This window comes from Nocardia sp. NPDC050413 (genome assembly GCF_040655475.1).
In the GTDB taxonomy this organism is placed as follows: Bacteria; Actinomycetota; Actinomycetes; order Mycobacteriales; family Mycobacteriaceae; genus Nocardia; species Nocardia coubleae.
The window spans coordinates 124914-151408 of record NZ_JBFAJZ010000010.1; the positions used below are offsets into that span (position 1 = coordinate 124914).

Annotated in this window: 26 protein-coding genes, 1 tRNA gene and 1 other RNA gene; 16 read left to right on the plus strand and 12 right to left on the minus strand. The window is 67.8% G+C overall.

The annotated features are described in order from the left end of the window. The first annotated feature begins 7 nt into the window (after positions 1 to 7). From AB0I19_RS22585 to tgt, 4 genes are all read left to right on the plus strand, one after another. Positions 8 to 484, plus strand: a complete 477-nt coding sequence (locus tag AB0I19_RS22585; protein WP_067494693.1) for an Rrf2 family transcriptional regulator — start codon at positions 8 to 10, stop codon at positions 482 to 484. A gap of 94 nt (positions 485 to 578) precedes the next feature. Continuing rightward, positions 579 to 2312 (plus strand): ABC transporter ATP-binding protein, encoded by a 1734-nt coding sequence (locus AB0I19_RS22590; RefSeq protein WP_357150893.1) that lies wholly within the window; start codon positions 579 to 581, stop codon positions 2310 to 2312. Next, on the plus strand, positions 2309 to 4213 hold the full coding sequence (locus tag AB0I19_RS22595; RefSeq protein ID WP_357150895.1) for an ABC transporter ATP-binding protein: 1905 nt from the start codon (positions 2309 to 2311) through the stop codon (positions 4211 to 4213). The genes AB0I19_RS22590 and AB0I19_RS22595 overlap by 4 nt, the downstream gene beginning before the upstream one ends. A gap of 20 nt (positions 4214 to 4233) precedes the next feature. Further along, the gene (gene tgt / locus AB0I19_RS22600; protein ID WP_357150897.1) at positions 4234 to 5487 is read left to right on the plus strand and encodes a tRNA guanosine(34) transglycosylase Tgt; all 1254 of its coding nucleotides are present in this window, start codon (positions 4234 to 4236) and stop codon (positions 5485 to 5487) included. A gap of 89 nt (positions 5488 to 5576) precedes the next feature. Here tgt and AB0I19_RS22605 read toward each other — a convergent pair whose 3' ends face one another. Beyond that, positions 5577 to 6350 carry a queuosine precursor transporter gene (locus AB0I19_RS22605; protein WP_067640328.1) on the minus strand — a complete coding sequence of 258 codons (774 nt, stop codon included), beginning with the start codon at positions 6348 to 6350 and terminating at the stop codon, positions 5577 to 5579. 84 nt (positions 6351 to 6434) lie between these two features. Here AB0I19_RS22605 and AB0I19_RS22610 point away from each other — a divergent pair, with 84 nt between their 5' ends. Continuing rightward, on the plus strand, positions 6435 to 6995 hold the full coding sequence (locus AB0I19_RS22610; protein WP_067640330.1) for a DUF4190 domain-containing protein: 561 nt from the start codon (positions 6435 to 6437) through the stop codon (positions 6993 to 6995). A gap of 73 nt (positions 6996 to 7068) precedes the next feature. On the opposite strand, the gene AB0I19_RS22615 is transcribed toward AB0I19_RS22610, so the two are convergent. Genes AB0I19_RS22615 through AB0I19_RS22625 form a run of 3 tightly spaced genes read right to left on the minus strand, consistent with a single transcriptional unit; the run spans position 7069 to position 9221 of the window. Further along, positions 7069 to 7761, minus strand: coding sequence for an RDD family protein (locus tag AB0I19_RS22615; RefSeq protein ID WP_357150899.1), 693 nt, complete (start codon positions 7759 to 7761; stop codon positions 7069 to 7071). A gap of 43 nt (positions 7762 to 7804) precedes the next feature. Continuing rightward, positions 7805 to 8725: a tRNA glutamyl-Q(34) synthetase GluQRS gene (gene gluQRS / locus AB0I19_RS22620; protein WP_357150901.1), complete on the minus strand. Its 921-nt coding sequence runs from the start codon at positions 8723 to 8725 to the stop codon at positions 7805 to 7807. 10 nt (positions 8726 to 8735) lie between these two features. Continuing rightward, a complete protein-coding gene (locus AB0I19_RS22625; protein ID WP_357150903.1) occupies positions 8736 to 9221 on the minus strand; it encodes a DUF309 domain-containing protein in 486 nt (161 codons plus the stop codon). Between the two features lie 420 nt (positions 9222 to 9641). Between AB0I19_RS22625 and AB0I19_RS22630 the strand changes: the two genes are divergently transcribed. Beyond that, positions 9642 to 9851, plus strand: a complete 210-nt coding sequence (locus tag AB0I19_RS22630; RefSeq protein ID WP_067494664.1) for a DUF397 domain-containing protein — start codon at positions 9642 to 9644, stop codon at positions 9849 to 9851. Positions 9852 to 9936: 85 nt separating this feature from the next. Beyond that, positions 9937 to 11328 carry a hypothetical protein gene (locus AB0I19_RS22635; RefSeq protein WP_357150905.1) on the plus strand — a complete coding sequence of 464 codons (1392 nt, stop codon included), beginning with the start codon at positions 9937 to 9939 and terminating at the stop codon, positions 11326 to 11328. Here AB0I19_RS22635 and AB0I19_RS22640 read toward each other — a convergent pair. Together AB0I19_RS22640 and AB0I19_RS22645 are read right to left on the minus strand one after the other, a co-directional pair. Further along, on the minus strand, positions 11325 to 11771 hold the full coding sequence (locus AB0I19_RS22640; RefSeq protein WP_357150907.1) for a helix-turn-helix transcriptional regulator: 447 nt from the start codon (positions 11769 to 11771) through the stop codon (positions 11325 to 11327). The two genes, AB0I19_RS22635 and AB0I19_RS22640, sit on opposite strands and share 4 nt — an antisense overlap. A 272-nt stretch (positions 11772 to 12043) precedes the next feature. Continuing rightward, a complete protein-coding gene (locus AB0I19_RS22645; RefSeq protein WP_357150909.1) occupies positions 12044 to 12682 on the minus strand; it encodes a helix-turn-helix transcriptional regulator in 639 nt (212 codons plus the stop codon). A gap of 126 nt (positions 12683 to 12808) precedes the next feature. On the opposite strand from AB0I19_RS22645, the gene AB0I19_RS22650 reads away from it, so the two are divergent. Further along, a complete protein-coding gene (locus tag AB0I19_RS22650; protein WP_255284036.1) occupies positions 12809 to 12940 on the plus strand; it encodes a hypothetical protein in 132 nt (43 codons plus the stop codon). A gap of 85 nt (positions 12941 to 13025) precedes the next feature. Beyond that, positions 13026 to 14471, plus strand: coding sequence for a threonine/serine exporter family protein (locus AB0I19_RS22655; RefSeq protein ID WP_357150911.1), 1446 nt, complete (start codon positions 13026 to 13028; stop codon positions 14469 to 14471). A 1-nt stretch (position 14472) separates the two neighbouring features. Here the strand turns inward: AB0I19_RS22655 and AB0I19_RS22660 are convergent, their stop codons facing one another. From AB0I19_RS22660 to AB0I19_RS22670, 3 genes are all read right to left on the minus strand, one after another. Beyond that, entirely contained in the window at positions 14473 to 14886 is a 414-nt protein-coding gene (locus AB0I19_RS22660) for a DUF5994 family protein (RefSeq protein ID WP_357150913.1), read from the minus strand. Positions 14887 to 15139: 253 nt separating this feature from the next. Beyond that, positions 15140 to 15227, minus strand: a tRNA-Ser gene (locus AB0I19_RS22665). A 67-nt stretch (positions 15228 to 15294) separates the two neighbouring features. After that, complete coding sequence (locus AB0I19_RS22670) at positions 15295 to 16296, minus strand: hypothetical protein (protein WP_067494648.1); 1002 nt, start codon at positions 16294 to 16296, stop codon at positions 15295 to 15297. A gap of 147 nt (positions 16297 to 16443) precedes the next feature. Here AB0I19_RS22670 and AB0I19_RS22675 point away from each other — a divergent pair, with 147 nt between their 5' ends. From AB0I19_RS22675 to AB0I19_RS22685, 3 genes are all read left to right on the plus strand, one after another. Next, positions 16444 to 17004: a TetR/AcrR family transcriptional regulator gene (locus tag AB0I19_RS22675; protein ID WP_067640344.1), complete on the plus strand. Its 561-nt coding sequence runs from the start codon at positions 16444 to 16446 to the stop codon at positions 17002 to 17004. A gap of 26 nt (positions 17005 to 17030) precedes the next feature. Next, positions 17031 to 17125, plus strand: an RNA gene (ffs, locus tag AB0I19_RS22680) — signal recognition particle sRNA small type. A gap of 128 nt (positions 17126 to 17253) precedes the next feature. Beyond that, positions 17254 to 18543 carry an aminotransferase class I/II-fold pyridoxal phosphate-dependent enzyme gene (locus tag AB0I19_RS22685; protein WP_181700432.1) on the plus strand — a complete coding sequence of 430 codons (1290 nt, stop codon included), beginning with the start codon at positions 17254 to 17256 and terminating at the stop codon, positions 18541 to 18543. 50 nt (positions 18544 to 18593) lie between these two features. Here the strand turns inward: AB0I19_RS22685 and AB0I19_RS22690 are convergent, their stop codons facing one another. After that, positions 18594 to 19397: a methyltransferase domain-containing protein gene (locus AB0I19_RS22690; protein ID WP_357150915.1), complete on the minus strand. Its 804-nt coding sequence runs from the start codon at positions 19395 to 19397 to the stop codon at positions 18594 to 18596. A gap of 45 nt (positions 19398 to 19442) precedes the next feature. On the opposite strand from AB0I19_RS22690, the gene AB0I19_RS22695 reads away from it, so the two are divergent. From AB0I19_RS22695 to AB0I19_RS22705, 3 genes are all read left to right on the plus strand, one after another. After that, complete coding sequence (locus AB0I19_RS22695) at positions 19443 to 20021, plus strand: HhH-GPD-type base excision DNA repair protein (RefSeq protein WP_357150917.1); 579 nt, start codon at positions 19443 to 19445, stop codon at positions 20019 to 20021. Positions 20022 to 20090: 69 nt separating this feature from the next. Continuing rightward, entirely contained in the window at positions 20091 to 20786 is a 696-nt protein-coding gene (locus AB0I19_RS22700) for a hypothetical protein (protein WP_357150919.1), read from the plus strand. Positions 20787 to 21144: 358 nt separating this feature from the next. Then, entirely contained in the window at positions 21145 to 22413 is a 1269-nt protein-coding gene (locus AB0I19_RS22705; RefSeq protein WP_357150921.1) for an ROK family protein, read from the plus strand. Here the strand turns inward: AB0I19_RS22705 and AB0I19_RS22710 are convergent, their stop codons facing one another. Further along, complete coding sequence (locus AB0I19_RS22710; RefSeq protein WP_357150923.1) at positions 22414 to 24027, minus strand: DUF2207 domain-containing protein; 1614 nt, start codon at positions 24025 to 24027, stop codon at positions 22414 to 22416. A gap of 77 nt (positions 24028 to 24104) precedes the next feature. Between AB0I19_RS22710 and AB0I19_RS22715 the strand changes: the two genes are divergently transcribed. Continuing rightward, the gene (locus tag AB0I19_RS22715; protein WP_357150925.1) at positions 24105 to 25205 is read left to right on the plus strand and encodes a neutral zinc metallopeptidase; all 1101 of its coding nucleotides are present in this window, start codon (positions 24105 to 24107) and stop codon (positions 25203 to 25205) included. A gap of 1 nt (position 25206) precedes the next feature. Here the strand turns inward: AB0I19_RS22715 and AB0I19_RS22720 are convergent, their stop codons facing one another. Further along, a complete protein-coding gene (locus AB0I19_RS22720) occupies positions 25207 to 26034 on the minus strand; it encodes a hypothetical protein (RefSeq protein WP_357150927.1) in 828 nt (275 codons plus the stop codon). Between the last annotated feature and the right edge of the window lie 461 nt (positions 26035 to 26495).

A 26495-nucleotide genomic window follows, 5' to 3' on the forward strand; every position in this document is an offset into this window, starting at 1 on the left:
CGAGGCCGTGCATATCACCGCAAGGGTCGATTACGCGGTGCGAACGTTGCTCGAGCTCGCCGCGGCCGACGGGGTCGTGAAGGCCGAGGCCATCGCCGCCGCGGCGCAGATCCCGCCGAAGGTCCTCGAGACCGTGCTCGCCGAGCTGCGTCGCGCCGAACTGGTGCGCAGCAGGCGCGGACCGGACGGCGGGTACCGCCTCGGCAGGCCCGCCGAGGAGATCTCGGTGGCCGATGTGATCCGTGGCGTGGAGTCGCCACTGGCCTCGGTGCGCGGGCAGCGTCCCGAGGACGTGCGTTACCCCGGTGCGGCCGAGCCGCTGCAGCGGGTGTGGATCGCGCTGCGGGTGAATATCCGGGCCGTGCTCGAGAACGTGTCGATCGCCGATATCGCCGCCGACCGACTGCCCGGTTTCATCGATGAGTTGATCGCGGATCCCGGCGCCTGGGCGCGGCGTGAGCCGCGCACTCCCGCCGACGCGTGATTTATCCACAGGCTCGGGTTTATCCACAGGCCTGGTGAAACGCCTGGATAACCCGGGGGCGCGGCCTCGCCGCACGCGGTAGCCTGCGTCCATCATGTTGATCACCCTGCTGCGGACCTACCTGGCCCCGTACCGCGCCCAGCTGGCCGGGGTCCTCGTGCTCCAGCTGGTCTCGGTCATCGCGATGCTCTACCTGCCGAGCCTCAACGCCGACCTCATCGACAACGGCATCACCAGGGGCGACATCGGCTACATCTGGACCACCGGCCTGTGGATGCTCGCGGTGAGCTGCGTGCAGATCATCGCCTCGTCGGCCTCGGTGTACTTCGGTGCGCAGGCGGCGATGGGCGCGGGCCGGGACATGCGCGGCGCGGTGCTGCACCGGGTCGAGACGTTCTCCGCGCGCGAGGTCGGCCTGTTCGGCGCGCCCTCGCTCATCACCCGCTCCACCAACGACATCCAGCAGGTGCAGCTGCTCATCGTGATGTCGGTGACGATTCTGGTGATGGCACCGATCATGTGCGTCGGCGGCATCATCATGGCGGTGCGCGAAGACGCCGGGCTCTCGTGGCTGCTGCTCATCGCGGTGCCCGCGCTGGCGCTGAGCATGGGGCTGGTCGTCGCGAAGATGGTGCCCGGCTTCCGGCAGATGCAGGAACGTATCGACGGAGTGAACCGGGTGCTGCGCGAGCAGATCACCGGTATCCGGGTGATCCGCGCGTTCGTGCGCGAACGTCAGGAGATCTGGCGCTTCGGGATGGCCAACACCTCGCTCACCGACGCCTCGCTGCGCGTGGGCAAGCTGATGGCGCTGATGTTCCCGATCGTCATGCTCATCTCCAATGTCACCGCCGTCGGGGTGATCTGGTTCGGCGGGCATCACGTCGACGACGGCACCATGCAGATCGGCTCGCTCACCGCGATGCTGTCCTACATCATGCAGATCCTGATGGCCGTGATGATGGCCTCGTTCCTGGCGATGATGGCCCCGCGCGCGGCGGTCTCGGCCGACCGGATCGGCGCGGTGCTCGAGACCGAGTCCTCGGTGCGGCCGCCGCGCCTGCCGCAGCCCTTCGCGGGCGATTCGGCGACCGTGGACGTGCAGTTCGCCGAATTCGCCTTCCCCGGTGCGGAGAAGCCGGTGCTGCGAGCCATCCGCTTCCAGGTCGCACCCGGAACGACAACGGCCGTGGTCGGTTCCACCGGTGCGGGCAAGACAACGCTGGTCAATCTGATCCCGCGCCTGATCGATGTCACCGACGGCGCGGTGTACGTGGGCGGCACCGACGTGCGGCACCTGGACCTCGAAACCCTGCGCGGCGGAATCGGATTGGTTCCGCAGAAGGCGTACCTGTTCTCCGGAACCGTCGCGAGCAACCTGCGTTACGGCAAACCCGACGCCACCGACGACGAGCTCTGGCACGCGCTCGAGGTGGCCCAGGCGGCCGACTTCGTGCGCGAGATGCCGCAGGGCCTCGACACTCCGGTCGCCCAGGGCGGGACGACGGTGTCGGGCGGGCAGCGGCAGCGCCTGTGCATCGCCCGCGCGCTGGTGCGCAAGCCGCGCATCTACCTGTTCGACGATTCGTTCTCCGCGCTCGACGTGGCGACCGACGCCCGGTTGCGCGCGGCGCTGAAACCCGAGACCGCCGACGCGTCGGTGATCATCGTGGCCCAGCGGATCCAGACCATTCGCGACGCCGACCAGATCGTCGTCCTCGAGGACGGCGCGATGGCAGGTCTCGGCACCCATGACGAACTGATGCAGCGGTGCCCGGAGTACCGCGAGATCGTCGAGTCCCAGCTCAGTGTGGAGGAGGCTCGATGAGGCCGGGTGCGCCCGTCCCCGGCGCCCCGGGTACGAAACCGAAATCGTTCGTTCCGTCGCTGAAGCGGCTGCTGCGCAGGCTCGCGCCGGAGAAGTTCTCCGTCGCGGTCATCATCGCGCTCGTCGTCACCTCGGTGGTGCTCAACACGCTCGGCCCGTGGTTGCTCGGCAAGGCGACCAACCTGGTGTTCGACGGGTTCGTCGGTAAGCAGCTCCCGGCGGGGCTGAGCAAGGACGAGACCGTCGAGATGCTGCGTCAGCGCGGGGAGAACACCCGCGCCGACATGCTCTCGGCCATGAACGTGATCCCTGGCACCGGTATCGATTTCGGTGCGGTCGGCCGGGTGCTCACGCTGGTGCTCGTGCTCTACGTGGTCGCCGCGGTGTTCGGCTGGCTGCAGGGTTATCTGCTCAACGTCGTCATCAACCGCACGGTCAAACGCCTGCGCGACGACGTGGAGAACAAGCTGCACCGCCTGCCGCTGCGCTACTTCGACACCGCACCGCGCGGCGACGTGCTCAGCCGCGTCACCAACGACGTCGACAATGTCTCCCAGAGCCTGCAGCAGACCATGAGCCAGCTGCTCGTCTCGCTGTTCACCGTGGTCGGCATCCTGATCATGATGTTCTGGATCTCGCCGCTGCTGGCGCTGATCGCCCTGCTCACGGTGCCCGCGGCCATCGTTGTCACCGCGCAGATCGCCAAACGGTCCAAGCCGCACTTCGTGAACCAGTGGAAATTCACCGGTGAGGTGAACTCCTCGGTGGAGGAGGCCTACACCGGCCACGAGATCATCACCGCGTTCGGCCGCAGTCGCGAGGTCGGCCGGGAGTTCGACGAGCGCAACGACAAGCTCTACAACGCCAGCTTCAAGGCGCAGTTCATCTCCGGCCTCATCATGCCCGCGATCATGTTCCTCGGAAACGTGAACTTCGTGTTCATCGCGCTGGTCGGCGGCCTGCGGGTGGCCACCGGCAATCTCTCGCTCGGTGAGGTGCAGGCCTTCATCCAGTACTCGCGCCAGTTCAGCCAGCCGCTCACCCAGATCGGCGCCATGGCCAACCTGCTGCAGTCCGGAGTGGCCTCGGCCGAGCGGATCTTCGAGATCCTCGACGCCGAGGAACAGAGCCCCGACCCGCTGGTGGAGAACTCGCGCCCGGTCGACCGCGGCCGGGTGGAGTTCGACGCGGTGTCCTTCGGCTACGACCCGGAAACCCCTGTCATCGAACGGCTTTCGCTGGTGGCCGACCCGGGTCATGTGATCGCCATCGTCGGCCCGACCGGTGCGGGCAAGACCACGCTGGTGAACCTGCTGATGCGCTTCTACGAGATCGACGCGGGCACCATCTCCATCGACGACGTCGACATCACCACCATCACCCGCGACCACCTGCGCTCGCGTATCGGCATGGTGTTGCAGGACACCTGGCTGTTCCAGGGCACCATCCGCGAGAACATCGCCTACGGCAATCCCAATGCCTCGGAGCACGACATCATCGCCGCCGCCCGCGCCGCCTACGTCGACCGGTTCGTGCACTCGCTGCCCGACGGCTACGACACGGTGATCGACGAGGAAGGCGGCGGGGTGAGCGCCGGTGAGAAGCAGCTCATCACCATCGCCCGCGCGTTCCTGGCCAAGCCGTCGATCCTGATCCTCGACGAGGCGACCAGCTCGGTCGACACCCGCACCGAACTGCTGGTGCAGCACGCCACGGCCGCGCTGCGTCGCGACCGCACGAGTTTCGTCATCGCCCACCGGCTTTCGACGATCCGCGACGCGGACCTGATCGTGGTGATGGAGAAGGGCCGCATCGTCGAGCACGGCAACCACGAACGCCTGCTAGAGGAGCGAGGCGCCTACTACCGCCTCTACAACGCCCAGTTCGCGGCCGCTCAGTAGCGCCCTGGCACCATGGGCGGGTGGCCGACAGCAGCGAATTCTCCTTCACGGTAGGTACCCGTCTCGACGGGGACCGGCACGGGCGTACCGGCGTCATCAGTACGCCGCACGGGGAGATCGCGACGCCCGCGTTCATTCCGGTGGGGACCAAGGCGTCGGTGAAGGCGGTGCTGCCGGAGACGATGAAGGAGTTGGGGGCGCAGGCGCTGCTCGCCAATGCCTACCACCTGTATCTGCAGCCGGGGTCCGACATCGTCGACGAGGCGGGTGGGCTCGGGAAGTTCATGAACTGGAACGGGCCGACCTTCACCGACAGCGGTGGTTTCCAGGTGATGTCGCTGGGTGTGGGCTTCAAGAAGGTGCTCGCGATGGAGGCGGTCGGGGTGCGCTCCGATCAGGTGATCGCGGCGGGTAAGGAGCGGCTCGCCACCGTCGACGACGACGGTGTCACCTTCCGTTCCCACCTCGACGGCTCGAAGCACCGGTTCACCCCCGAGGTGTCGATGGGCATCCAGCACCAGCTCGGCGCCGACATCATGTTCGCCTTCGACGAACTGACCACCCTGATGAATACCCGTGGCTACCAGGAGAAGTCGCTACAGCGCACGCACGAGTGGGCGCAACGCTGCATCGACGAGCACGAACGGCTCACCGCCGCCCGCACACACCGGCCCTACCAGGCGCTGTTCGCGGTGATCCAGGGCGCGCAGTACGAAGACCTGCGTCGCAAGGCCTGTCGTGAACTCGAGTCCATCCGGGGCAGTGGCGGAACGGAGTTCGACGGGTACGGCATCGGCGGTGCGCTGGAGAAGCACAATCTCGGCACCATCGTCGGCTGGTGCTGCGACGAACTGCCCGAGGCGAAACCGAGGCACATGCTCGGCATCAGCGAGCCCGAGGACATGTTCGTCGCCATCGAGAACGGGGCCGACACCTTCGACTGCGTGAACCCCTCGCGGGTGGCGCGCAATGCGGCGATCTACGTCGACGAGGGCCGGTTCAACATCAACACCAGCCGCTTCCGCCGCGATTTCACCCCCATCGACGAGAACTGCGACTGCTACACCTGCGCGCATTACACCCGCGCCTACCTGCATCACCTGTTCAAGGCCAAGGAGATGCTCTCGGCCACGCTGTGCACCATCCACAACGAGCGGTTCACCGTCCGCCTGGTCGACCGGATCCGGGCGAGCATCGAAGGCGGCTACTTCGACGAGTTCAAGAAGGAATTCCTCGGCCAGTGGCAGGGCCGTATCAAAGCGCCGGGGGAGTAGGCGGCGCCGGACGTTCGATCACCACGCTCTGGTGGTGTGGGGCTCTCGGCCGATGCCGCCACCAGAGCGTGGTGATCAACTATCCAGGCTCAGTCGTGTAGGGCGTCGACCTTCGCGGGAGCGTAGGTCGGCTCCTTTTTCTTCAGGATGGCTATGACGCGGTAGGTGATCGGGAGGACGAGCACCTCGCACACGGTCTTCCAGACGAAGCCGACGATCACGAAGTTGACGAACGACTGCCAGGTGTCGATGCCGATCGCCGGGGCGGCGATCGAGCAGAAGATCAGGGTGTCGGCGAACTCGCCGACCACGGTCGACCCGATCAGCCGGGCCCACAGGTGCTTTTCCTTGGTGCGTTCCTTGATGAACACCAGCGTCGCCGAGTTCAGCAACTGGCCGACGAAGTACCCGGCGAGCCCGGCGAGCACCAGCTGCGGGGTGGTGCCGAGGACGGTGCGGAACGCTTCCTGGTTCTCGTAGAAGCCGGCGGCAGGAAGCCGGACAGCGACGAAGAAGCAGCCGACGGTGAGCAGCAGCGCCGCGAAACCGGTGTAGATGGCGTGGCGAGTGGCGCGGAAGCCGTAGACCTCGCTGAGCACGTCGCCCAGGATGTAGGCCAGGGGGAACAGGAAGAAGGCGCCGTCGGTGGCGATCGGCAGGATCTGCAGCGGGCCGAGCACGACCGAACTGCCGGAGAAGAACTCCACGCCCTTGGTGGCGCAGATATTGGAGATGATCAGCGTCGCGGTGAACACGGCGACGATTACCGGATAGAACCCCCGCGCTACCTGGGCGAATGCCGCATGCTCCGGCGCGGGGTGTCCAGATTCGGCGGGTTTGTCGAGCGAATTTGCATCAGTCACGGGTTACATCTTCCCAGCAGGGGCATGCGGGCCCCCGCCTCGAGCGCGCCAGCGCTCCGAGGATGCATGCCATAGTCTGTAGCAATGACGAATCCCGGCGATTCCGACGAGTGGTGGAAGCAGTACGGCGGTTCCGGCGTGTCCCCGGAATCCGGCGCGCCGGGTTCGGTGCCGCAGTACCCGACCGCCCCGCCGTCGCAGCCTTCGAGCTACCCGTCCAACCCGCAGCAGTCCGCGCCGCAATACCCGCAGCAGCAGCCGCCGTCGCAGCCGCAGTACCCGAACTATCAGCAGCCTGCCGCGCCGCAGTATCCGCAGCAGCCGCAATACGGCGGATACCCGGCGGCCGGGGCCTACAACCCGTACGGCGGGTACCCGCAGCCGCAGGGCACGAACGGCCTCGCCATCGGCGCGCTGGTGTCCTCGCTGATCGGCCTGTGCAGCTGCGGCGTCGGTTCGATCGTCGGCATCATCCTCGGTGTGATGGCGATCAACCAGATCAAGGAACGCGGCGGTGAAGGCAAGGGGATGGCGCAGGCCGGCATCTGGATCGGTGCCATCTCCCTGGTGCTCTGGCTGCTCTACATCGTTTTCGTGGTGGTCCTTGGTGTGGTCGGCGGGATGGATTCTTCGTCCACCTACTGACTTTCGCGGACAACACAAGGGGCGCTTCCGGATCCGGAAGCGCCCCTTGGTGTTTTCGCGGGTCGGAGCTGAATCAGCCCTTGACGACCTGGGTTCCGCCTGCGAACTTGTCGTGCCAGCCCTGCTTGTTCGGGTCGTTGTTGATGGTGACCGCGATGTAGATCCCCAGGCCCGCGGTGGCCAGGTTGCCGAGGCAGTAGATGACCGAGGGCACCAGGTAGATGTTGCGCTTGATGGAAACCTCAGGGGTCAGCTTCGGCGCACCGCCGGGGGCGACCACGCGCAGGCCGAGCAGCTTCTTGCCGACAGTCGCGCCCTGGGTCACCTCCATGGCGACGTTGTAGCCGACGAGCGCCAGGGTGCTCAGGATCGGGATGACCACGAAGGTGACCAACATGCTGGCGGGCAGGATGAAGTTGACGATCGCCATCGGAATACCGACGATCAGGCCGTCGATGAACCGAGCGCCGAAGCGCGTGCCGAGGTCACCGGCCTGCGAGCCACCGAACCCCTGCTGGTTGTACGGATCGGCGCCGTAACCCGGCTGCGGCTGCCCGTACGGCTGCTGGCCGTAGGCGGGCTGCTGCTGGCCGTAGGGGTCGGCCTGCCCGTAACCGGGCACCGGCTGGCCGTATCCCGGGTTCGGCTGACCGTAAGGCTGCTGCTGTCCGTAACCCGGCTGCTGCTGGCCGTAGGGGTCCTGGCCGTAGCCGCCGGGCTGACCGCCCTGCGGGTACTGATTGGGGTCGTAACCACCGCTGGTCATAAATTCGTCCTCGTCGTGATCAGTAGATCGGTCGTTGCGTACGTTACGGACATCGGTCTGGTTGGAACAACCCGATAGGCTCGAGTATCCATGGTTTCTCCGGGATGCGCGCCGGGTCGAAAACCTGCCGGAGCTCTGCCGTTGTGCGAGCCGCATATCCGAGTGAATCGGCGATCGCCGCCACCACGTCGCCGGGCGTGTTGCCGAGCGCGATCTGGTCGGAAAGGCTTACCGCCCCATCGCGTTTGGCGAGCCTCTTGCCTTCGGTATTGAGTACCAACGGAACATGGGCGTAGACAGGCCGTGGCAGGCCGAGCAGGTCGGCGAGATAGGCCTGGCGCGGGGTGGACGGCAACAGATCGTCGCCGCGCACCACTTGATCCACACCCTGGGCGGCGTCGTCGACCACGACGGTGAGGTTGTAGGCGGGGATGCCGTCACCCCGGCGCAGCACCAGATCGTCGACGGCGCCTCGGTAGCGGCCGTGGCGCAGGTCGGTGATCTCGTAGTCGGTCACGTCGGCGCGCAATCGCACTGCGGGTGAACGTCCTTCGGCCCGGCGAGCGGCACGCTGCGCGTCGGTGAGGGTGCGGCAGGTGCCGGGGTAGGCGCCCATCGGCCCGTGCGGTGCGGCGGCGGCCTGCTGGATTTCGCGTCTGGTGCAGAAACATTCGTAGGTGCGCCCGGCCGCGGTGAGTTCCTCGATCGTGGACTCGTAGACCGCGAGCCGCTCGGATTGACGCAGGACCGGCCCGTCCCAGTCGAGCCCGATGGCGGCGAGGTCGTCGAGCTGGCGTTGTGCCGCTCCCGGACGGACGCGGTCGAGGTCGTCGATGCGCATCCGGAACGCGCGCCCGGTGGTGCGGGCATAGAGCCAGGCCAGGATGGCGGTGCGCAGATTGCCCAGGTGGAGCTCGCCCGAGGGACTCGGGGCGTAGCGGCCTGCACCTGGTGAACTGGACACCTGTCCGATCCTAGTCGGTCGTGCGGCGCAGCCTCGGCCGCAGCTGTTCGTCGGTGAGCTTGGCGCCGCCTTCGATGGCCTCGAGCAGCTGTTCGGCGTAGGAGATCAGGCCCGCACGGTCGACATCGTGCTGCTGGGCATTCGCCGGGTAGGCGTCGAGCCGCTCGCAGGCGCGCCGCAGCAGGGTAGTCGCGCCCTTGGTGTTGCCGCGCTGGATGTGGGTCAGGCCGACGGCATATTGGGCAAGACCCTGCCAGAGCATCCGCTCGGCAACCGGCCCGTTCTTCCAGGCCGCCTCCAAAACCTCGTGTGCGTTGAATGCCAATCCGTCGTCCAGCAGTTGCTGGGCGAAGGTCAGAGTTTGCTGGGGGGTCAACTCGAGATCGTCGGGAATTCGGGCGACTCCGGCACTGCCGGGCGGCAGTGGTCGGCCGAGTCGGTCGCGTGGGCGGTCGTTACGGGCACGACCTGCGGCGTCGCGGTCACGGGAGATCATTCCCCCATGATCCACGTCGATGTCGGATGGTGCTGATGTGGCCTGTGAGGTGGGCAGGAAAGTGACGTATCACGAACCAATCACATGGAAGTAAATCCGCATGTGTCAAGCCCGTGGGGAATGGGTAAGAGGCTCCGGCAATGCCGCCGCAAACCCGAACCTTCGCAAGCTTGGCAAACGGATATGAGAAAGCAAATTCTCATCCGCAAACTTGCGGAAGACCTGCTAGTGTTTCTTCCGCGGGGGCAGCCCCCGGAGGCGGAAACGCCTCATGCGCTGGTTCGTGCCGATCGGTTGCGCGTTCCGGGTGGCAGTGCTGTGGGTGCCACGAAGTAACTCGTCGGTCGCGCCGTAAATCGGAAATGCTGAACCGATTCGGCGGTGTTATCCCGTTCTCACTGATGCAAAGGAGCAAGTGCTGTGGAGGTTGATGTGACGGGCGCTGTGTGGCGCAAGAGCACCTACAGCGGTCCCGATGGAAACTGCGTGGAAGTCGCCTTTCTCACCGGCGGCGAAATCGCGGTCCGCGACACCAAGGATCACGGGCGTGGCCCCGTGCTGGCCTTCGGACCAGGAGCGTGGCGAGCGTTTCTCGCCGACGTCACCGCGGGACAGTTCGCGCGCGGCTGAACCGCGAATGCGCCTGAACCGGGCAGTCCGGGCCCCGGGTCGATAGGACTCGGGGCCTTCTCTCGGCGTGGCCTATCGTGGCCGGGTGACCAGAATGGCCCCGCGCGACGCGACGATGTTCTGGCTGTCGCGCCGCACCGCCAATGATGTGTTCCTGCTCTACTGTTTCGCCGAAACCCCTACTCCTACTGACGAACTGCGCGCCACCGTTGCCGAACGCGTAGCGCTCATTCCCGGCCTACGCTGCCGGCTGCGCGAGACCGCGCGCGACCTCGACTATCCGCACTGGATTCCGGCCGAATTCATTCCCCAGCAATTCATTGCCCACCGGCCCGACGGCCTGGCGTGGCCCACTCTGCTCGACCGGCTCGGCGAACTTCTGGGCACCGGCGTCGACGCCACCGAACGACCCTGGCGGCTGCACGTTTTCCGTGGCGTTCGCGATGCGCCGATGTCGACCGGGCCGTCGCTGGTCGCGGTGGTTCAGATCTCCCATGCGCTCGCCGACGGCACCCGTGCGGCCGCACTCACCCGATCCCTGTTTGTCCACAGGCTTCCCGGTGCGCCTGTGGATAACTCGGTGAAACACCGAGTAGATCCTGTGAAAACACCGGTGCGGCCTGTGGATTACTGGGGACAACTCTGTGGATGGATGGATCCGAGTGTGCTTGGGGTACTGCGTTTTCCCCAGCAACTGGTCGCGACGTTCCGCCGCGGTCTGGCGGCGGGCCGAGCCCATCGGGAACTCGCCGAGCGCACCTCCGCCGGTGAAGTGCCCGCCCCAACAACCGGCTTCACTCCCGGTGCGCTCAACACGATGCGGCCCGTCGCGGCGCTCGACCATCAGGTACGCATGCTCGTCGTCCCCGCGGACGCGCTCCGACGACCGCACGTCACAGTGACAGTGCTTGCGCTGACCGCGATTTCGCGCGCACTCACCACCTACCTCACCGAGCACGGACGAGCCCCGCAACGCCTCGGCGCCGCACTGCCGATGGCAGTGCCCGCACCGAGCGACGCGCACAACAACTACCGGAGCCTGTCCATCGACCTGCACATCGAGGAACCAGACCTGCGCGTCCGTGCCGAACTGATCGCCGACGAACTGCGAACCCGTCGCGAACGCGCGCTGAATCCGCTTCTCGCCGTGCAGGATCGAGTCGGTGACACCGTTCCCGCGCTGTTCGCGGTGCGGGACGTCGCCCGCGCCGACCTCGACACCCCACCGCAGGCGATCGACGGCAACACCGTCGTCTCCAGCGTGAATCGTGGCGCCGCCGACCTCGCCTTCGCGGGCGCACCGGTCCTGTTCACCGGCGGATTTCCGGCGCTCGGCACCGTCATGCACCTGACCCACGGCATCCACGGACTCGGCGAAACCATCACGCTCTCCGTGCATTCCGACAGAGCGGCCATGCCGGATCCGGATCGGTACCTGGCCCTGCTCGCCGAAGCGGTGGACGCCGTGCGCGGCTAGCGCTTACCCGCCCGCCCCAGCTCGTCGCCGATCGCCCGCAGCGCCGAGCGCAGCGCGGTGGCCGCGTCGGTGCCCGCCGCCTCACCCTCGAGCAACCCGTCGATCCGGAACGGACAGAAGTACCCCGAATCACCCTGGTGTGGGCGGCCGATCTCGATGAGGGGACGGCCGGTCCGATGCGCGATAGCGGCGGCGAGGGCCGCGTCGGCCGCGCGTGGATCGCGCCGCACGCGTGGGAGGGCGGGCACCGCCTGGGCGTGCACCCGCTCGTACCAGTCGATCACCTCGGAAGGCGCGGCGCGCGTGCCGGTTTCGTAGTGACCGAGCGCGGCCCGGCTGTACGGAACGCGGGTGGCCAACCCCGCCAAGGACAATCCGGCTTCTTCCCGCAGCCGCCGCAACCGCGCGCCTACGAGTCTCCCCTGCTCGCCCCGACTGGACATGCAGCCATCGTAGAGAACTGTAGACGTTTGTAGACGCTTTTTGCTGTCCAAAAGGTCTTGACAGTGACCATACTTTTCCCTGGCGGCTTCACCAGAACCATACCGCGCCACCCGTGCAGCACTGACACGTTCGGAGGGGAAAGCATGGATGTCTACCTGTGGATTGCCGTCGGCCTCTTGGGATTCGGGGCGCTCACCCGGTACCTGCTGTTACTACCGCCCGCCGAGACCGTCACCGGTCGTCCGACCGTCGCCGACATCCGCCGCAGGATTCAGTCCGAGCGGGCGCCCGGCCACGATTCGACGACACCGTCGCCGCGCAACATCTCCAGCAGGAGCTTCTCGGCGTCGGACTTCTCCCTGGCCAGCGCGCTCCAGCCGCGCACCACACCGTCGGGGCCCGATTTCGTCGTCCACGAGCCCACCGCATGAGCGCCCTGGGGGTGCAGCGAGTAGTAGATGGTGCCGACCGGGAAGGCGACATCCATGCCACGCACCCAGTCGGTGATCGCGTCGCCGTCCCATACCCGCATCTCACCGCGCACACCCGGCCCCGGATCGTCCTCGGCCGCAGCGGTTTCGGCGGTGTCGAGCAGCAGGTGGTCGCCTTCGTGCCGGATCGTCACCTCCGCTACCTCGACCTCGTCGCCGTGTTTCGCCGCCTTCTGCCAGGCTGCCCACCAGCGGCCCGCCAGGTCGACCCGGTTGTCGACGATCCCGGCCAGTTCCGCCAGCGAGATGCGCAACGCGTCGGCCAACCGGATCGCGACCGGAAGGGTCGGCGACTGCTCCTCGGATTCATACCGGGTGATCTGCCGCGAACTCACCCCGATGGCGGTGGCGAGCGCGGGCTGCGACAGCCCGAGCAAGCGCCGCCGCTCCTGAATCACCTTCCCCGTCCCGGTGTTCATACAGTCATCGCCTCCATTGCCGGCCCCTACCGTCACACCCTGCCCGACACATCCGCGCCGGACCCGCCGCCACGGGTCGTCACCGGCGATATCGAACATCACTGGCGCACCGCACATGCCGACTGCGTGGCCGATTCTCCCATCTCTTCGCTCCAGCAGGCCCGTTTCGTGCTGACCGAGCACGACGGGTGCGGACCACGCTGCCTGCAGCACCTGGCCGCCACCGCCTACAGCACGGGTCTGATCGACGACATCTGAGCAGGTCGGGGGGAGTTACGAACGACACGTTGACGAACTCGTGACGAGACGGCGAACCGGCACGAAACGCCGTTACGGTCGAAGTATGACAGCGGAGCACACGGCGGACGACGACGATTCGTCCTTCGGACGCCTCGGATCGCGTCCGCGTCTGCGCCTGCGCCGCCCGTTCTGGCGTCCGCTCGAACGCGCGACCGCCGACAACATCGTCGCCGCACCCACCCCGCTGCGGCCGATCGACCTCACCGACGACGCCGAGGTGTCGCAGGTGCTCGATCTGGCGGTACGGGTGGGTGAGGTGGTGCTCGCCGCCGGTACCGGTGTCGGCGACACCTCAGCGCAGGTGCGCTTCATCGCCTCCACCTACGGTCTGGACAAATGCGATATCGACGTCACCTTCGACGCCATCCGCATCTGGGCCGACCGCGGCCCGTATCTGCCGCCGGCCAGCGATATGCGGGTGGTGAAGTACCGCTCGCTCGACTTCACCCGCCTCGCCGCCGTCGACCGGTTGACCCGGCGCATCCGTACCCAGGTGGTTCCGGTCGAGAACGCGCACGCCGCGCTCGACGAGATCGTCTCCGCCCGGCACCCGTATCCACGCTGGGTCTCGACGGCGGGCTGGTCGCTGCTCGCCGCGGCCATCGCGGTGCTGCTCGGCGGCGGTGTGATGCTCGCGGTGATCAGTTTCGCCACGACCGCCGTCATCGACCTGGTGAACCGGGCCTTGCATCAGCTCGGTCTGCCGTTATTCTTCCAGAACATGATCGGCGGCGTCATCGCCTCGACCCCGGCGATAGCGCTGGCCGCGTTCAGTGACCAATGGCGAGCCGATGCGGCGCTGATCGTCGCGGCGGGGATCACCGTGCTGCTCTCCGGATTGCAACTGGTCGGTTCGGTACAGGACGCCATCACCGGTGCACCGGTCACCGCCGCGGCCCGCATGCTCGAAGTGGTGATGATGACCGGCGGCATCGTCGCGGGCATCGGTCTGGCCCTGCGGGTTTCGACGATTCTCGGGATCGAGGTGCCCGAGATCGCGGCGAACGCGGGTCGCGATACCGAGTTCCTCGCGCTCAAGCTCAGTGCCGGTGCGGTGGCGGCGGTCGCGTTCGCGATGGCCTGTTACGCCGAGCGGCGGGCCTTGTTCGCGGCGGGTCTCAGCGGTGCGGGCGGCACCGCGGCCTACCTCGTCGTCCAGGACATCGGGTTCGGGCCGGTCGTCGCCTCGGGTGCGGCGGCCACGCTGATCGGCATGGCCGGTGGTCTGATGGCGCGGCGCGCGCTCACTCCGCCGCTGGTCGTCGCGGCCGCGGGCATCACGCCGCTGCTGCCCGGTCTGAAGGTGTACCGAGGGCTGTACGCCCTGCTCGAGGACGAAACGCTGCTCGGGTTCGGGCAGATTCTCGGCGCCTTCGGCGTCGGGTGCGCGCTGGCGGCGGGCGTCATTCTAGGTGAATGGTTCGACCGGTTGCTCAGCCGCCGCGGCACACCGCGCGACTTCGACCCGACCTACACCAGCGACCGCTGACTCAGACCGCGCCCATCAGCGTGCGCGGTCCGTCGGCGGCGGTGTCGGCCGGTGCCGGATCCTGGATACGGGGCTTGCCCGCGGCCCAGCGCATCTGGCTGCGCGCGGCGGCCGCCTCGGTGGAGGCGGGGATGACGAGCAGCGCGAGGCTCGCGCCGTTGCTGCCGACCAGGTGCATGATGCGCGCGGCCTCGTCGGCGCCGGATTCGTCGGCGGTCCAGTCGAATCCGAGCTGGGCCAGCTTGCCGATCTGCGGTCCGACCGCGGTGACCAGCTGGTGCATCTCGGTCATCGGCGTGTCGGTGCGCGGCCACCAGGCGCCGTCGATCGGGCCGGGTGCCGTCTTGCGGTCGCGCAGCATCAGCCGGATCGGGCCCGCGGTGTCGCGACCGATAGTCGTGTCAGGTGTACTCACGAAAGTTTCCTCTTGGTGTGTTCGGCAGGCGCTCTCGGCGCCGGCCGGTGTGCGCCGTCGGTTTCGACGGGCACGAAGCCTTTAATACCCAGTTCCGCTGTGTCTGCACGCGCGATTTATCGCGGCGACGACGGCGGTCGGGTGCGGTGGGGGTCTCCCGCACCATCGGGGGTCACTCTACGGACACCCACCGACAGATCCACCGGATTAAACGAACAGGGCCCTGACCGGCGAACCGATCAGGGCCCTGCTGTGGCGGAGGATAGGGGATTTGAACCCCTGAGGGCGTTAACCCAACCCGCGTTCCAGGCGAGCGCCATAGGCCACTAGGCGAATCCTCCGTGGAGCAGCATAGCGGGTCGACGGGGGCCGATGCCAAACCGGCCCCCGCCCTACCCCGCTGACCTGCTATTTCTTCAGTGCGGTCAGGACCTTGCGGACCTGGGTTTCGGCGGCCGAGCGCAGGGTCGACTTGTCGACACTGCCCATCTTGTCCACCTCGATCTCCACCTTCACCGAGATATTGCTGTCGTGCGCGGCGACCACGTAGATGTAGTCGTTCGGGATGGAACCGTAGATGCGCTGCTCGTAGGCGTAGTACGCCTCGGTGCCGAGGCCGCTGAGCGGACCGTGGTCGTAGTCCTTACCGGTGGTCTTGGTGTCGTAGCCCTTCCAGCGCGAGTAGTCCGATTCGGTCTCGTAGCTGGACTTGAACGCCACCTCGAGCGAGATCTTCGCGCCGGTGCCGCTGCGGCCGGAGTCCTGGTTCTTGGCATCGCAGTTGTAGGAGCCGCCACCGCCGTACTCCGAGGGCTCACGCTCGGTGTGCGTGGTCGTCTCCCTGGTCGAGGACCACTGGTTGAGCACCGTGAGGTCGATCAGGTCGCAGGCGTTCTTGCCCTTCTGGAAGGCGTAGTCGCCTTCCCATTCGGACGGGTTGGGACCGAACGGGTTGGTCTCGTCGGCCTTGTTCGCGGCGAACGCGATGAGCCCGATCACCAGCACGCCGACCAGCAGCACCGCGCCGCCGACGATCCACCACACGGCCTTGTTGCCCGACGACGGCGGACGCGGCGGCGTGCCCCACTGCTGGGCCGGGTACTGCGGCGGCGCCGCGAACGGCTGTGCGGTGGCGCCTGCCTGGTACGGCATTCCGGTGTAGGGCTGCGGGTTGGCACCGCTCTGGTACGGCGTCGCCGCCGGGGGAGCGGTGTAGGGGTTGGCACCGCTGTGCTGCGGTGCGGGCGGTGCGGTGTAGGGGCCGGGTGTGCCGATGTCGCCGCGCAGGATGGTCGGATCGGCCTGCTGCGGTGGCTGACCCGAGTCGGGGCCTGGGCGTTCCCACCACTGCACAGTCGGGTCGGACGGCGGTACGTCGCCGCCGGGCGGTTGCTGGTTCGGGCCGGTCACGCGCGGAACCCCCTCGTAGTCATGGGGAACCGGGACCCCCCTTGCCGATGTCGCACTGATCGTAGCCAGCTTCCTCGGGGGATGACGTATCTATACGCCTACGTACACTGGTTCTTCCGTCGTCCGGCGAGCAGAAACGGAGCACACGTGGGCGTCGCGCGAACACCACGCGAACGGTGGATCGAAGAGGGGCTGCACGTGCTCGCCACCTCGGGTGTCGACGCGGTGCGGGTGGAAGCGCTCGCCAAACGCATCGGCGTCACCAAGGGCGGTTTCTACGGCTACTTCGCCGACCGCGAGGCCCTGCTGACGGCGATGCTGGAAGCCTGGGAGCGCGAGGCCGTCGACGAGGTGCTCGCCAAGGTCGACAATGCGGGCCTCGATCCCAAGAACCGGGCGCGCATGGCCGGTGTCCTCACCCTCTCGGATCACCGGCTGCTGCCCATCGATCTGGCCGTTCGCGACTGGGCCCGCCGCGACGACGACGTCGCCACCCGCCTGCGCCGCGTCGACAACGCGCGAATGGCGTTGCTGCGCGAGACGATCGGCGAATTCTGCGATGATCCCGACGAAGTGGAAGCCCGCGCCCTGCTCGCCTTCTGCGCCGTGATCGGCGGGCACTTCCTCGCCGCCGATCACGAGGGCCGCACCCGCGTCGAAGTGCTCATCCGAGCCGCCGACCTGCTGTTCGAACCCCGAAATCGCTAGTGCGCGCGATTGCGGCTACACTGGCCGACGGATCCCGCGCGGCGCGCATCCTGTGAACTCCCCCAGGGCCGGAAGGCAGCAAGGGTCAACGGGCTCTGCCGGGTGCGCGGGGTCCCCTTAAATTTCGGGACTCCGCTGCACACCTTCGCAGCGTGCGAGCCCATCCTCCCCGGATCCCTGCCGATTCCCGGCAACCGCCGGGTAACGTTGCGGGTACACCCACCTTGCTGCTTCGAAAGGCTGCCCAGGATGCCCCGGCAAACGCAGATCGGTTTGATGAGCCACGCGGAACTCGTGTCCGAGCACGAGTCCCAGACCGCGAATTACGCGACGCTCAAGACCGAGAAGCTCACGCTGGATCTCACCCGAGGTAAGCCGTCACCGGAACAGCTCGACCTCTCCTCGCCCCTGTTGGCCCTACCCGGCGACGGCGACTTCCGCGACGGCACCGGCACCGACTGCCGCAACTACGGCGGCCTCACCGGCCTGCCCGAACTGCGCGCCATCTTCGGCGAACTGCTCGGCATCCCCGTCGACCAATTGGTGGCGGGCAACAACGCCAGCCTCGAGATGATGCACGACATCATCGTCTTCTCGATGCTCTACGGCACCCCCGACTCCCCGCGCCGCTGGGCCTCCGACGAGCCGATCAAGTGGCTGTGTCCCGCCCCCGGCTACGACCGGCACTTCGCCATCACCGAGGCGCTCGGCATCGAGATGATCACCATCCCGATGCGCCACGACGGCCCCGACACCCACGCCATCGCGCGGTTGCTGGCAAACGACCCGCAGATCAAGGGTCTGTGGGCGGTACCGAACTACTCCAACCCCACCGGCGTGGTCTTCTCCGAAGAGATTGTGCGCGAACTGGTTTCGATGCCCGCCGCCGCACCGGACTTCCGCCTGTTCTGGGACAACGCCTACGCGGTGCACCCGCTCACCGACACCGCCGCACCCGTGCTCGACGTGCTCGGCATGGCGGCGGCAGCCGGTCACCCGAACCGGCCGCTGGTCTTCGCCTCGACCTCCAAGATCACCTTCGCGGGTGCGGGCGTGAGCTTCTTCGGTGCGTCCAAGGCCAATATCGACTGGTACCTCGACCACGCCGGCAAGAAGAGCATCGGCCCCGACAAGCTCAACCAGCTGCGCCACCTGCGGTTCTTCACCGACGCCGAAGGCGTGCGTGAGCACATGCAGAAGCATCGGCGTTTGCTCGAGCCGAAGTTCGCGCTGGTGCGCCGGATCCTCGAGGATCGACTCGGGGCGTCGAAGGTCGCGTCGTGGACCGAGCCCAAGGGTGGGTATTTCATCAGTCTCGATGTGCTCGAGGGGACGGCGGCGCGGGTGATCGCGTTGGCCAAGGACGCGGGGATCGCGCTGACGGCCGCTGGGTCGGCGTTCCCGTACCGCAACGATCCCGAGGACAAGAACATCCGGATCGCGCCGAGTTTCCCGCAGCTGCCGGAGCTGGAGAAGGCGATGGACGGGTTGGCGACCTGTGTGTTGCTGGCCGCGACGGAGAAGCTGCTCGAAGCCTGATCACGAACGAGGCCCCGCGTACCCCGCTTGCCGGGATACGCGGGGTTTCGTCATTTCTTGTGGGCCAGGGTCGCGAAGACGGTGACCGAGATGTGGGTGTGGCCTCGGGCCGCGGCCTCTTGGAGGTCGGTGCGGAGTTGGTCCCGGGCTTCGGGGGTGACGGTTCCGCGCAGGACCGCGAGGTCGGCTATGCGGTTGACCAGGGCGCCCGCGCCGATGGTTCGGTCCTGGACCAGGGCGTGGGAGCCGATCTCGTCGACGGTCAGGCCCGCGTCGGTGAGGAGGCCGGCCAGTCTGCGGCCGGAGAAGGGGTTGGTGGTGGAGGAGATCAGGGTGTCGATCACCGCGCGGGCCACCTCGGGGGCGCCGGGGTGGATGATGGCGGTCGCCCAGTCGGCGTCGACGACCACCGCGCGGCCGCCGGGGCGCAGGACGCGCGCGATTTCGGTCGCGGCGCGGGCGGGGGCGGTCAGGTGCTGGAAGACGCGTTCGCACAGGACGGCGTCGAAGGTGTTGTCGCCGAAGGGTAGTCCGTAGGCGTCGCCGGAGACGAAGGTGGCGGTGGAGCCGCGTTCGGTCGCGCGCCGGGTGGCGGAGGCGAGCAGATCCGGGTCGGGTTCCACGCCGACGGCGGTGCCACGGGGGCCGACCGCGTCGGCGAAGGTGAACACTTCCGAGCCGGTGCCGGAACCGATGTCGAGCGCGCTGTCGCCGGGCCGCAAACCGAGTCGTTCATGGGTCCAGGCGCCGAGGGCGCGCACGCCGGGCTGTGTCACCTCCAGGTCATGGGCATCGATCAGCTGGGGTTGTCCCGCCCGATCGAAACGGTCCGGGCGTGGGGTGTAATCCGTCATTCGTACCGCCGATGTGGGTGCAGTGAAATGTGTCACGATGAATATATGACCCGAACGCTGTGCCTTGCCCAGGACGCCGAGGCCGATCAACTACTCAGCACCGACGATTTCGCCTTGCTGCTCGGCATGCTCCTGGATCAGCAGTACCCGATGGAACACGCCTTTCGGGGGCCGCAGAAACTGGCCGGGCGAATGGGCGGATTCGATCTGCGCCGTATCGCCGAGGCCGACCCGGCCGAATTCGAGGAACTCGCCGCCACCCCGCCCGCCATCCACCGGTACGGCCGCTCGATGGCCCGGCGCGCGCAGGCGCTCGCCAACTACATCATCGAGCACTACGACGGCGTACCAGCGAAGATCTGGACCGAGGGCGACCCCGACGGCAAGGAAGTGCTGCGCCGGTTGCAGGACCTGCCGGGCTTCGGCGCGCAGAAGGCGAAGATCTTCCTCGCCCTGCTCGGCAAACAACGCGGTGTACAACCGGAGGGCTGGCGAAAAGCGGCGGGTGCCTACGGCGACGAGGGTTCGCGGCGTTCGGTCGCCGACGTCGTGGATGCCGAAACACTCGCCGAAGTAAGGGAATTCAAGAAACAGGCGAAAGCCGCGGCCAAAGCGGCCGAGTGAATTCGGCGATTGCGATCTCGGTGCGTTTATTCCTCGTCAGGCAAACGCGTTTACCGGAAGCTTTCCGGCATGAAGATGAGGAAGTTCGCCGTGGTTGCGGCACTGTTGACCGTGGCGACCGGGGTCACCGCGGGCACCGTCAACGCGGCGCCCGAGCAAGCAGCACCGATCAACTACACCGCCGAGGTCGTCGACGAGTCGAGGGCCGTCGTCACCACCGATGCCGGATCGCTGGTCACCGAGGACGGTGCGTTCAAGATCAAAGCCGCCGATGGGACCACCGTCGCGGCCACCCCGCTGACGTTCCGGCTCGACGAGTTCGAGTTGCCGATCGCCGCCGAGATCTCGGGTAACACCGCCACCCTCACCCCGCAGCTCGACCCGGCCAAGGCCGTGTACAAGCCGGTCGCCCTGCCGTACGAGGACAAGGCGCCCTGGAAGTCGGAGTACGAGCGGGAGCAGGCGGCCTGGTCGCGCCTGACCTCGACGATCTCGATGGGCGCGACCATCGGCACCCTGGTCGGCGGGCTCGGCGGGGCCGCCGCCGGTTGCATCGCGGGCGCGGCGCTCGGCCTCGTCGCCACCGGTGCGCTGCTCACCCTGTTCGGCCTCGGCCCGCTGGGCGGGTGCGTCGCGGGTGCGGCCGCCGTCGGCTTCCTCGGCGTGATCGCCGGGCAGCTGTTCGTCACCGGCCCGGTAGCCGTCGCCGCCGCGATCCAGTACTTCACCACCATCAACCAGCCATTCACACCACCGGCCAAGTAGGCCGTCCGCGCGCGAACCCCTCCCGGCGTCTCGGGAGGGGTTCGTGCTGTGTCACAGCATCATTACGCCTTCCGCCGCACCGCGCTGACCTGGCGATTTGCTGTGTGTCACCGCACAATTCGCCGGTCGGTCTTGGATGGGTGGCGATTCGGTGTTAATTTGATTGTTATGTCCGGCAACCATCACTTCGCCCCGCGGGTCACCTACGTGACCGCCGCGCTGGGTCTGCGGTTGCCGTTGACGCGCGAACTGTGTTGTTCCTGCCGCTGCAGCTGAGCCTGTCGGGCTCGCGAGCTGCCACACCCCTCGTGTAGGCAAACCCGTTTGGTTAGACGGGATTTTCGGCAAGGAACTGCATATGTCTGCCCCCATTCTCGACCGCCCGATTTCGCGGGTGGTCACCGGTCGTCCCCGAGTTTCGCGTCCCGTCGTCGCCCCCGAGTTGCGGCGCAGCGACAACCCCGCCGCCGCCGTGCTGCGCGCCGCCGTCGGCGGCCCCATCTCCCGCGACAATGCCGCCCGGGCAACGGGTTTGAGCATCGCGACGGTGAACCGCCAAGTGGCCGCGCTGCTTTCGGCCGGTCTGCTGCGTGAACGCGCCGATCTCACCGCCGCCGGTGCGGTCGGGCGGCCACGAGTGCCCTTCGAGATCGACCACGACGCGTACCTCACCATCGGCATCCACATCGGCGCCGCGGCGACGAAGATCGTGGCCGCCGACCTGCGCGGCCGCATCCTCGGTGGGCTCGCCATCGCGACACCGCAGACCGGGCAGGACTTCGCCGTCACCACGGTCGCCCGCAGCGCCAAGGCGTTCCTGCAGCGCTGGCACCGGCGCACCCCGCTGTGGGCAGGCGTCGCCATCGGCGGCCGGGTCGACACGCACACCGGTGTGGTCGACCATCCGAAACTGGCGTGGCAGGGTGCACCGCTCGGCCAGGTCCTCGGCGACGTGCTCGAGCTGCCGGTTTCCGTCGCGCCGCACGTGGAAGCGATGGCCGCCTCGGAACTGCTGCTGCCGACGTTCGACGCGCGCGGCCCGGAACAGCCCGCCGACCAGCCCGGCAGCAGCCTGTACTTCTACGTCCGCGAGACGGCGGGCATCGCCGTCACCCTCGACGGGCGGGTGCACACCCCGAGCAACGGCCCGGGTTCCATCGCGCACCTGCCAACCGGTTCGGACGTGCAGTGCACCTGCGGCAGGCGTGGCTGCTTGGAAGTGACCGTCGGCGATCGGGCGCTGCAGGCGCGTGCGGTCGGGCGCGGAATCATCCCGGCGCACAACGGAACCGCAGGCACCACCATCGCCGACCTGTACCGGGCCGCCGAGTCCGGTTCCGAGGGCGCCCGCGAGCTGCTCGCCGAACGCGCGACCATGCTCGGCCAGACCGTGGCCCTGGTCCGCGACATGCTCAACCCGGACCGGGTGGTCCTCGGCGGGCAGGCCTTCACCGGCTACCGCCCGGCCCTCGGCCACGTGGCCCGCGCGTTCACCCAGAGCACCCAGTTGCCCCCGACCGACATCCGGGTCAGCGGATTCGGCGGCAAGGTCCAGGAATTCGCCGCCGTCGTCACCTCGCTCAGCGCGTTGTACGCCGACCCGCTGGCCGCCCTGCGCCGGGTGTAGCTACTTACACGCGCCTTCCAGTGCCGTGATGAAGAACGGGAACTGGGAGGCGAAGCGGTGCAGGTTACGGTCGCGGTCGTAGCCGGCGAACCAGTACAGGCCGGGCTGGGAATCGGCGGACGGGTCCATATCGCGGAAGGTGCGGATCCAGTTGTCGGCGCGACCGCTGATCACCGTGTAGGGCAGGGCTCGGGAGAAGATCGTCTCCTGATCGATCGGTGGGATGCGGTCGCGTGACACCGAGTCGAGTCCGCGTCCCATCGCCTTGATCCGGCCGACCACGGTGTCACCCAGCGTGGTTCGGGTCGGCAGGTAGTTCGGCAGCACGACCGCGGCCACCCCGGCCAGCAGGATCGCCACGCCGACCAGGGCGTGCCCGGCGGTCAACGCCAGGGCGACGGTGGTTGCGGCGCCGACGGCGATCAGCGCGGCGCCGATCCAGCGGGGCAACATCCGCTGCTTCGGATCGGCCAGCGCGCCGGTCGACACCGCGTCGCGGCGCATGGCCTCGCGGATCGGGTCCAGTTGCAGGCGGCCGGGCGCGCGCAGCTCACGCACGGCGACGGTGTCGGTGCCCTCGGGCAGCAACATGTCGTAGACGACCCGCTCGTACTCGCGCAGCTGGTCGTCGGGGGCGTTGACGCGGCTGATCCGCCAGTCGTCCTCGCCGCGCGCGTTCACCGGGGCGATCCACAGGTAGCGGCGCACCGCCAGATCGACGACGGTGGCGGCGATGTCGACCGGGTCGACGTGTTCGTCGAGCAGCAGACCGGCCTCGCCGGGCAGGACACCGTCGGGGGAGGTGAATTCCATCCGGTCACCGGTGGTGACGAGCGGGTCGAACGTGTCGCTGGTGGCGCGGGCCGTCGCACCGCGCTTGCGGGCGGTGAGCACGTAGGCAATCATCCCGGCCAGTGCCAGCAGCAGTGCGCCGAAGGCGGCGAGGACCGGGGTGGTGAAGGCGAAGAAATTGTTCGAATCGCCGTCGCGCACATCGGCATTGGCGGGCACCGTGCCGGGCGGCATCTGCAGGGTGAGGTCGATCGCGTCGCCCTTGCGCAGGTCGGTCTGGCTCAGGTACAGCACACCGTCGGGTTCGACGTGCACCTCGGCGCACGGGCGCGCACTGCCCGCGGGGCCCAATTTGCAGTCGACGATGCCCATTTGGAAGCTCGGGCTGATCACCGACACATCGAGGGAGGCGATGTCGGCGTTGAGCACGCCGAGCCAGTGGAACATCTGCGTGCCCGGCGCGTCGGCGACGGTGTTGTGCACCGTATACGTGAACTTGGATTCACCGGGCTTGGCCTCGACGACGAACTGATCGTCGACGGTGGTCGCGGTGCCCGCCCCGGTCGCGGACACATCGGTGACCTTGAACACCCGCTCCACACCGTCGCCCAGGCCGAGTCGCAACGGCAGCGACATCGTGAAGTTCCCGTCGGCGGGCACCGCGACGGTTTCGACGACCTGCAGCACGCCTGTCTCGGTCAAGGTGAGATCGGCGGTGATCGACACCCCCGCGGGCTGCGTGTGGGCTACCGGAGCGGCCGCGAGCAGGCCCGCCGAAGCGAGCAGCAGCGCGCCCGCGGCGCCCCCCCGAAAAGTCAGCATGGCTGCCTACTCTAGACAGCTTGCTATCCTGCGTCAGCGGCTGTCGGCGACGAACTAGACGAGGGGGTACGGGGGACGTGAACCAACCACCGTACGGCTACGGCCCATACGGGCCCGGTGGACGACCGGTTCCGCCACCCCCCGGCTATGGTCGTGCTCCGGGTTATCGCCCGCAACAGGGCTACGGTCCGCCCGGATACCCACCGCCGCAAGGGTATCCGCAGCAGCGTCCGGCCTACGGTCCGCCGCCGGGCTACCGTCCGCCGCCGATGCCCTACGGGCCGCCGGGCAGGCCCACCCCGCCGCCACGCAAGCGACGCGGCGGTTTCACCTCGCTGATGTTGGTGGTGATTTTCCTCGTCGTCGGTGGTCTGGTGAAGTTCGCCGTGAACAAGGGCGTCGATATCGGCATCGACGCGTTCGGCCCGAGACCGACCACCACCTACACGCCGCAACCCGGGAGCGCGCCCGCCAAGACCGGTGACAACCCGCTGGTCACCGATGCCGACGGCTCGCTGGTTCCCGCCTCCTGCGACTACGCGCCGTGGGGTGCCCAGGTCGACAAAGCCCGCAAGTTCTTCGAGTCCGCCGCGGGCTGCCTGGAAGCGGCGTGGAAGCCGCTGATGGCCGCCAACGGGCTGCCCTTCGAGTCGCCGACGCTGAGCATCACCGCGACCACCGACGGCATCACCACCCCGTGCACCGGCTCCACCAGCAACTTCGCCGCCTTCTACTGCGCGGCGAACAAGACCATCTACATGCCGATCAGCCAGTTGCAGACCGATCAGTTCCGTGACAACTGGGTGGTGTACCTGTCGGTGTTCGCGCACGAATACGGGCACCACATCCAGGCGCAGTCCGGGATCCTGCGCAAGGCCAACAGCGAACGGGTCGACGCGGGAGCGCGCTCGACCAAGGGACTCGAGCTGTCGCGCCGAGTCGAGTTGCAGGCCAACTGTTTCGACGCCATGTTCATCGCCGCGTCCAAGGGCGGCGGTTCGCTGTCGTCGGACCAGGTCACCCTCGCCACCCGCGATTCCTACGGGCGCGGCGACCGCCCGGGCGACATGCGCGACCACGGCACCGCCGACAACGGCGGCAAGTGGTTCGAAGCCGGGCTGGAAAACCTGACGCCGCAGTGCAATACCTTCATCGCGGCGGTCGGCGACGTGAGCTGAGTCAGCCGCGAGCGTCCTTGGCCAGCGCGCGCAGGCCACGTTTGCCCGGGGCGGGCAGGTCGTCGCCGGTGTCGGCGAGCCATTCGGCGGTGACCAGCCAGCGGCGCTGAGCGTGCGCGTCGGCCACGTCGAAGAACACGCGGCGGCCACGATCGTCACGCAGGTCGCGCGACAGTGCCGCCCAGCTCGGGGCGCGGCCCTTGTCCACGGTGTGCTCGGCGACGAAACCGGCGACCATCTTCCCGATCATGTTCACCGGCTTCTGCGACACCCGGTTGCCGTATTTCGTTGTGTGCCAACGGCGGGCGGGGCACAGCGAACCCGGGCTCGCGTTGGAGGCGATCCAACCCGCGCGCTGGGCGCGTTCGATGAGCCACAGGTGTTTCACGGCGGTCGGCGCGATCTCACCCACCCGGTCGGCGATGAGTTCGGTGATCTGCGGGTCGGCGAGGATGTCGCGGCGGGTGGGGCCGATGCCGTGCTCGGTCCAGTGCGCGGCCGCGAGCCTGGCCAGGATGCGGCCGAACTCGTCGATGCTGCGTTGTGCCCGCCTGCCGAGTCGTTCGATCCGTTCGGCCTCGCGGCGCATCTCGTTCTGCGCGGTGAGGGTGCGGATCGCGGCCATCGTCGGCACCTGCCCGCGCTCGAGCAGCTGCAGGATGGCGGCGGCGGTGGCCGGGTCAGCGGCCGCCGCGACGGGTAAGGAGTCGCGTTTGATGTCGAAGTCCTGCGGGCTGATCGCCCGGCTCAGCAGTCCGACCGCGGCGTGGTCGCCCGCGAACTCGGTGTGGGCCAGCCAGGCGGCTGCGATGTCATCACACGACAGCACGATGAAACGTTCCTCCGGTCGATGCGGTGGGGGAGCGATCGGTGCGCGAAGGTTGTGCCCCGGTCGGGATGAGGGACCGGCCGGGGTCACCAACCTGATGAAGGTTTGGCCACCGAAGTTGCCGATAACTACGGTAGCCAGCCGCTTGCGCCACTGTCACGACGGTTCACGGTTTCGTTACATCTGGAAACGGGTCGATATTCGGGGAGCAGGTACGGAATTACGCGACAACCAGGATCGACGAACTCGTCCTGTCACGATTAGCCCAATCGGCAACCCTCGATAACCGGGCAGTTGCACCCAGTGGGCCCGCTATGCGGCCGTGAGTTGAACCTTTAACTACCATGTGATTTACAACACATGTAACTCGCTGTACCGCTATGCCTTTCGGCTCCACCTCTGCGGCGCCAGCCGGGATGTCACACCGCACCGGTAGCCTTTGAGCCGTGGCTCTGTACCGG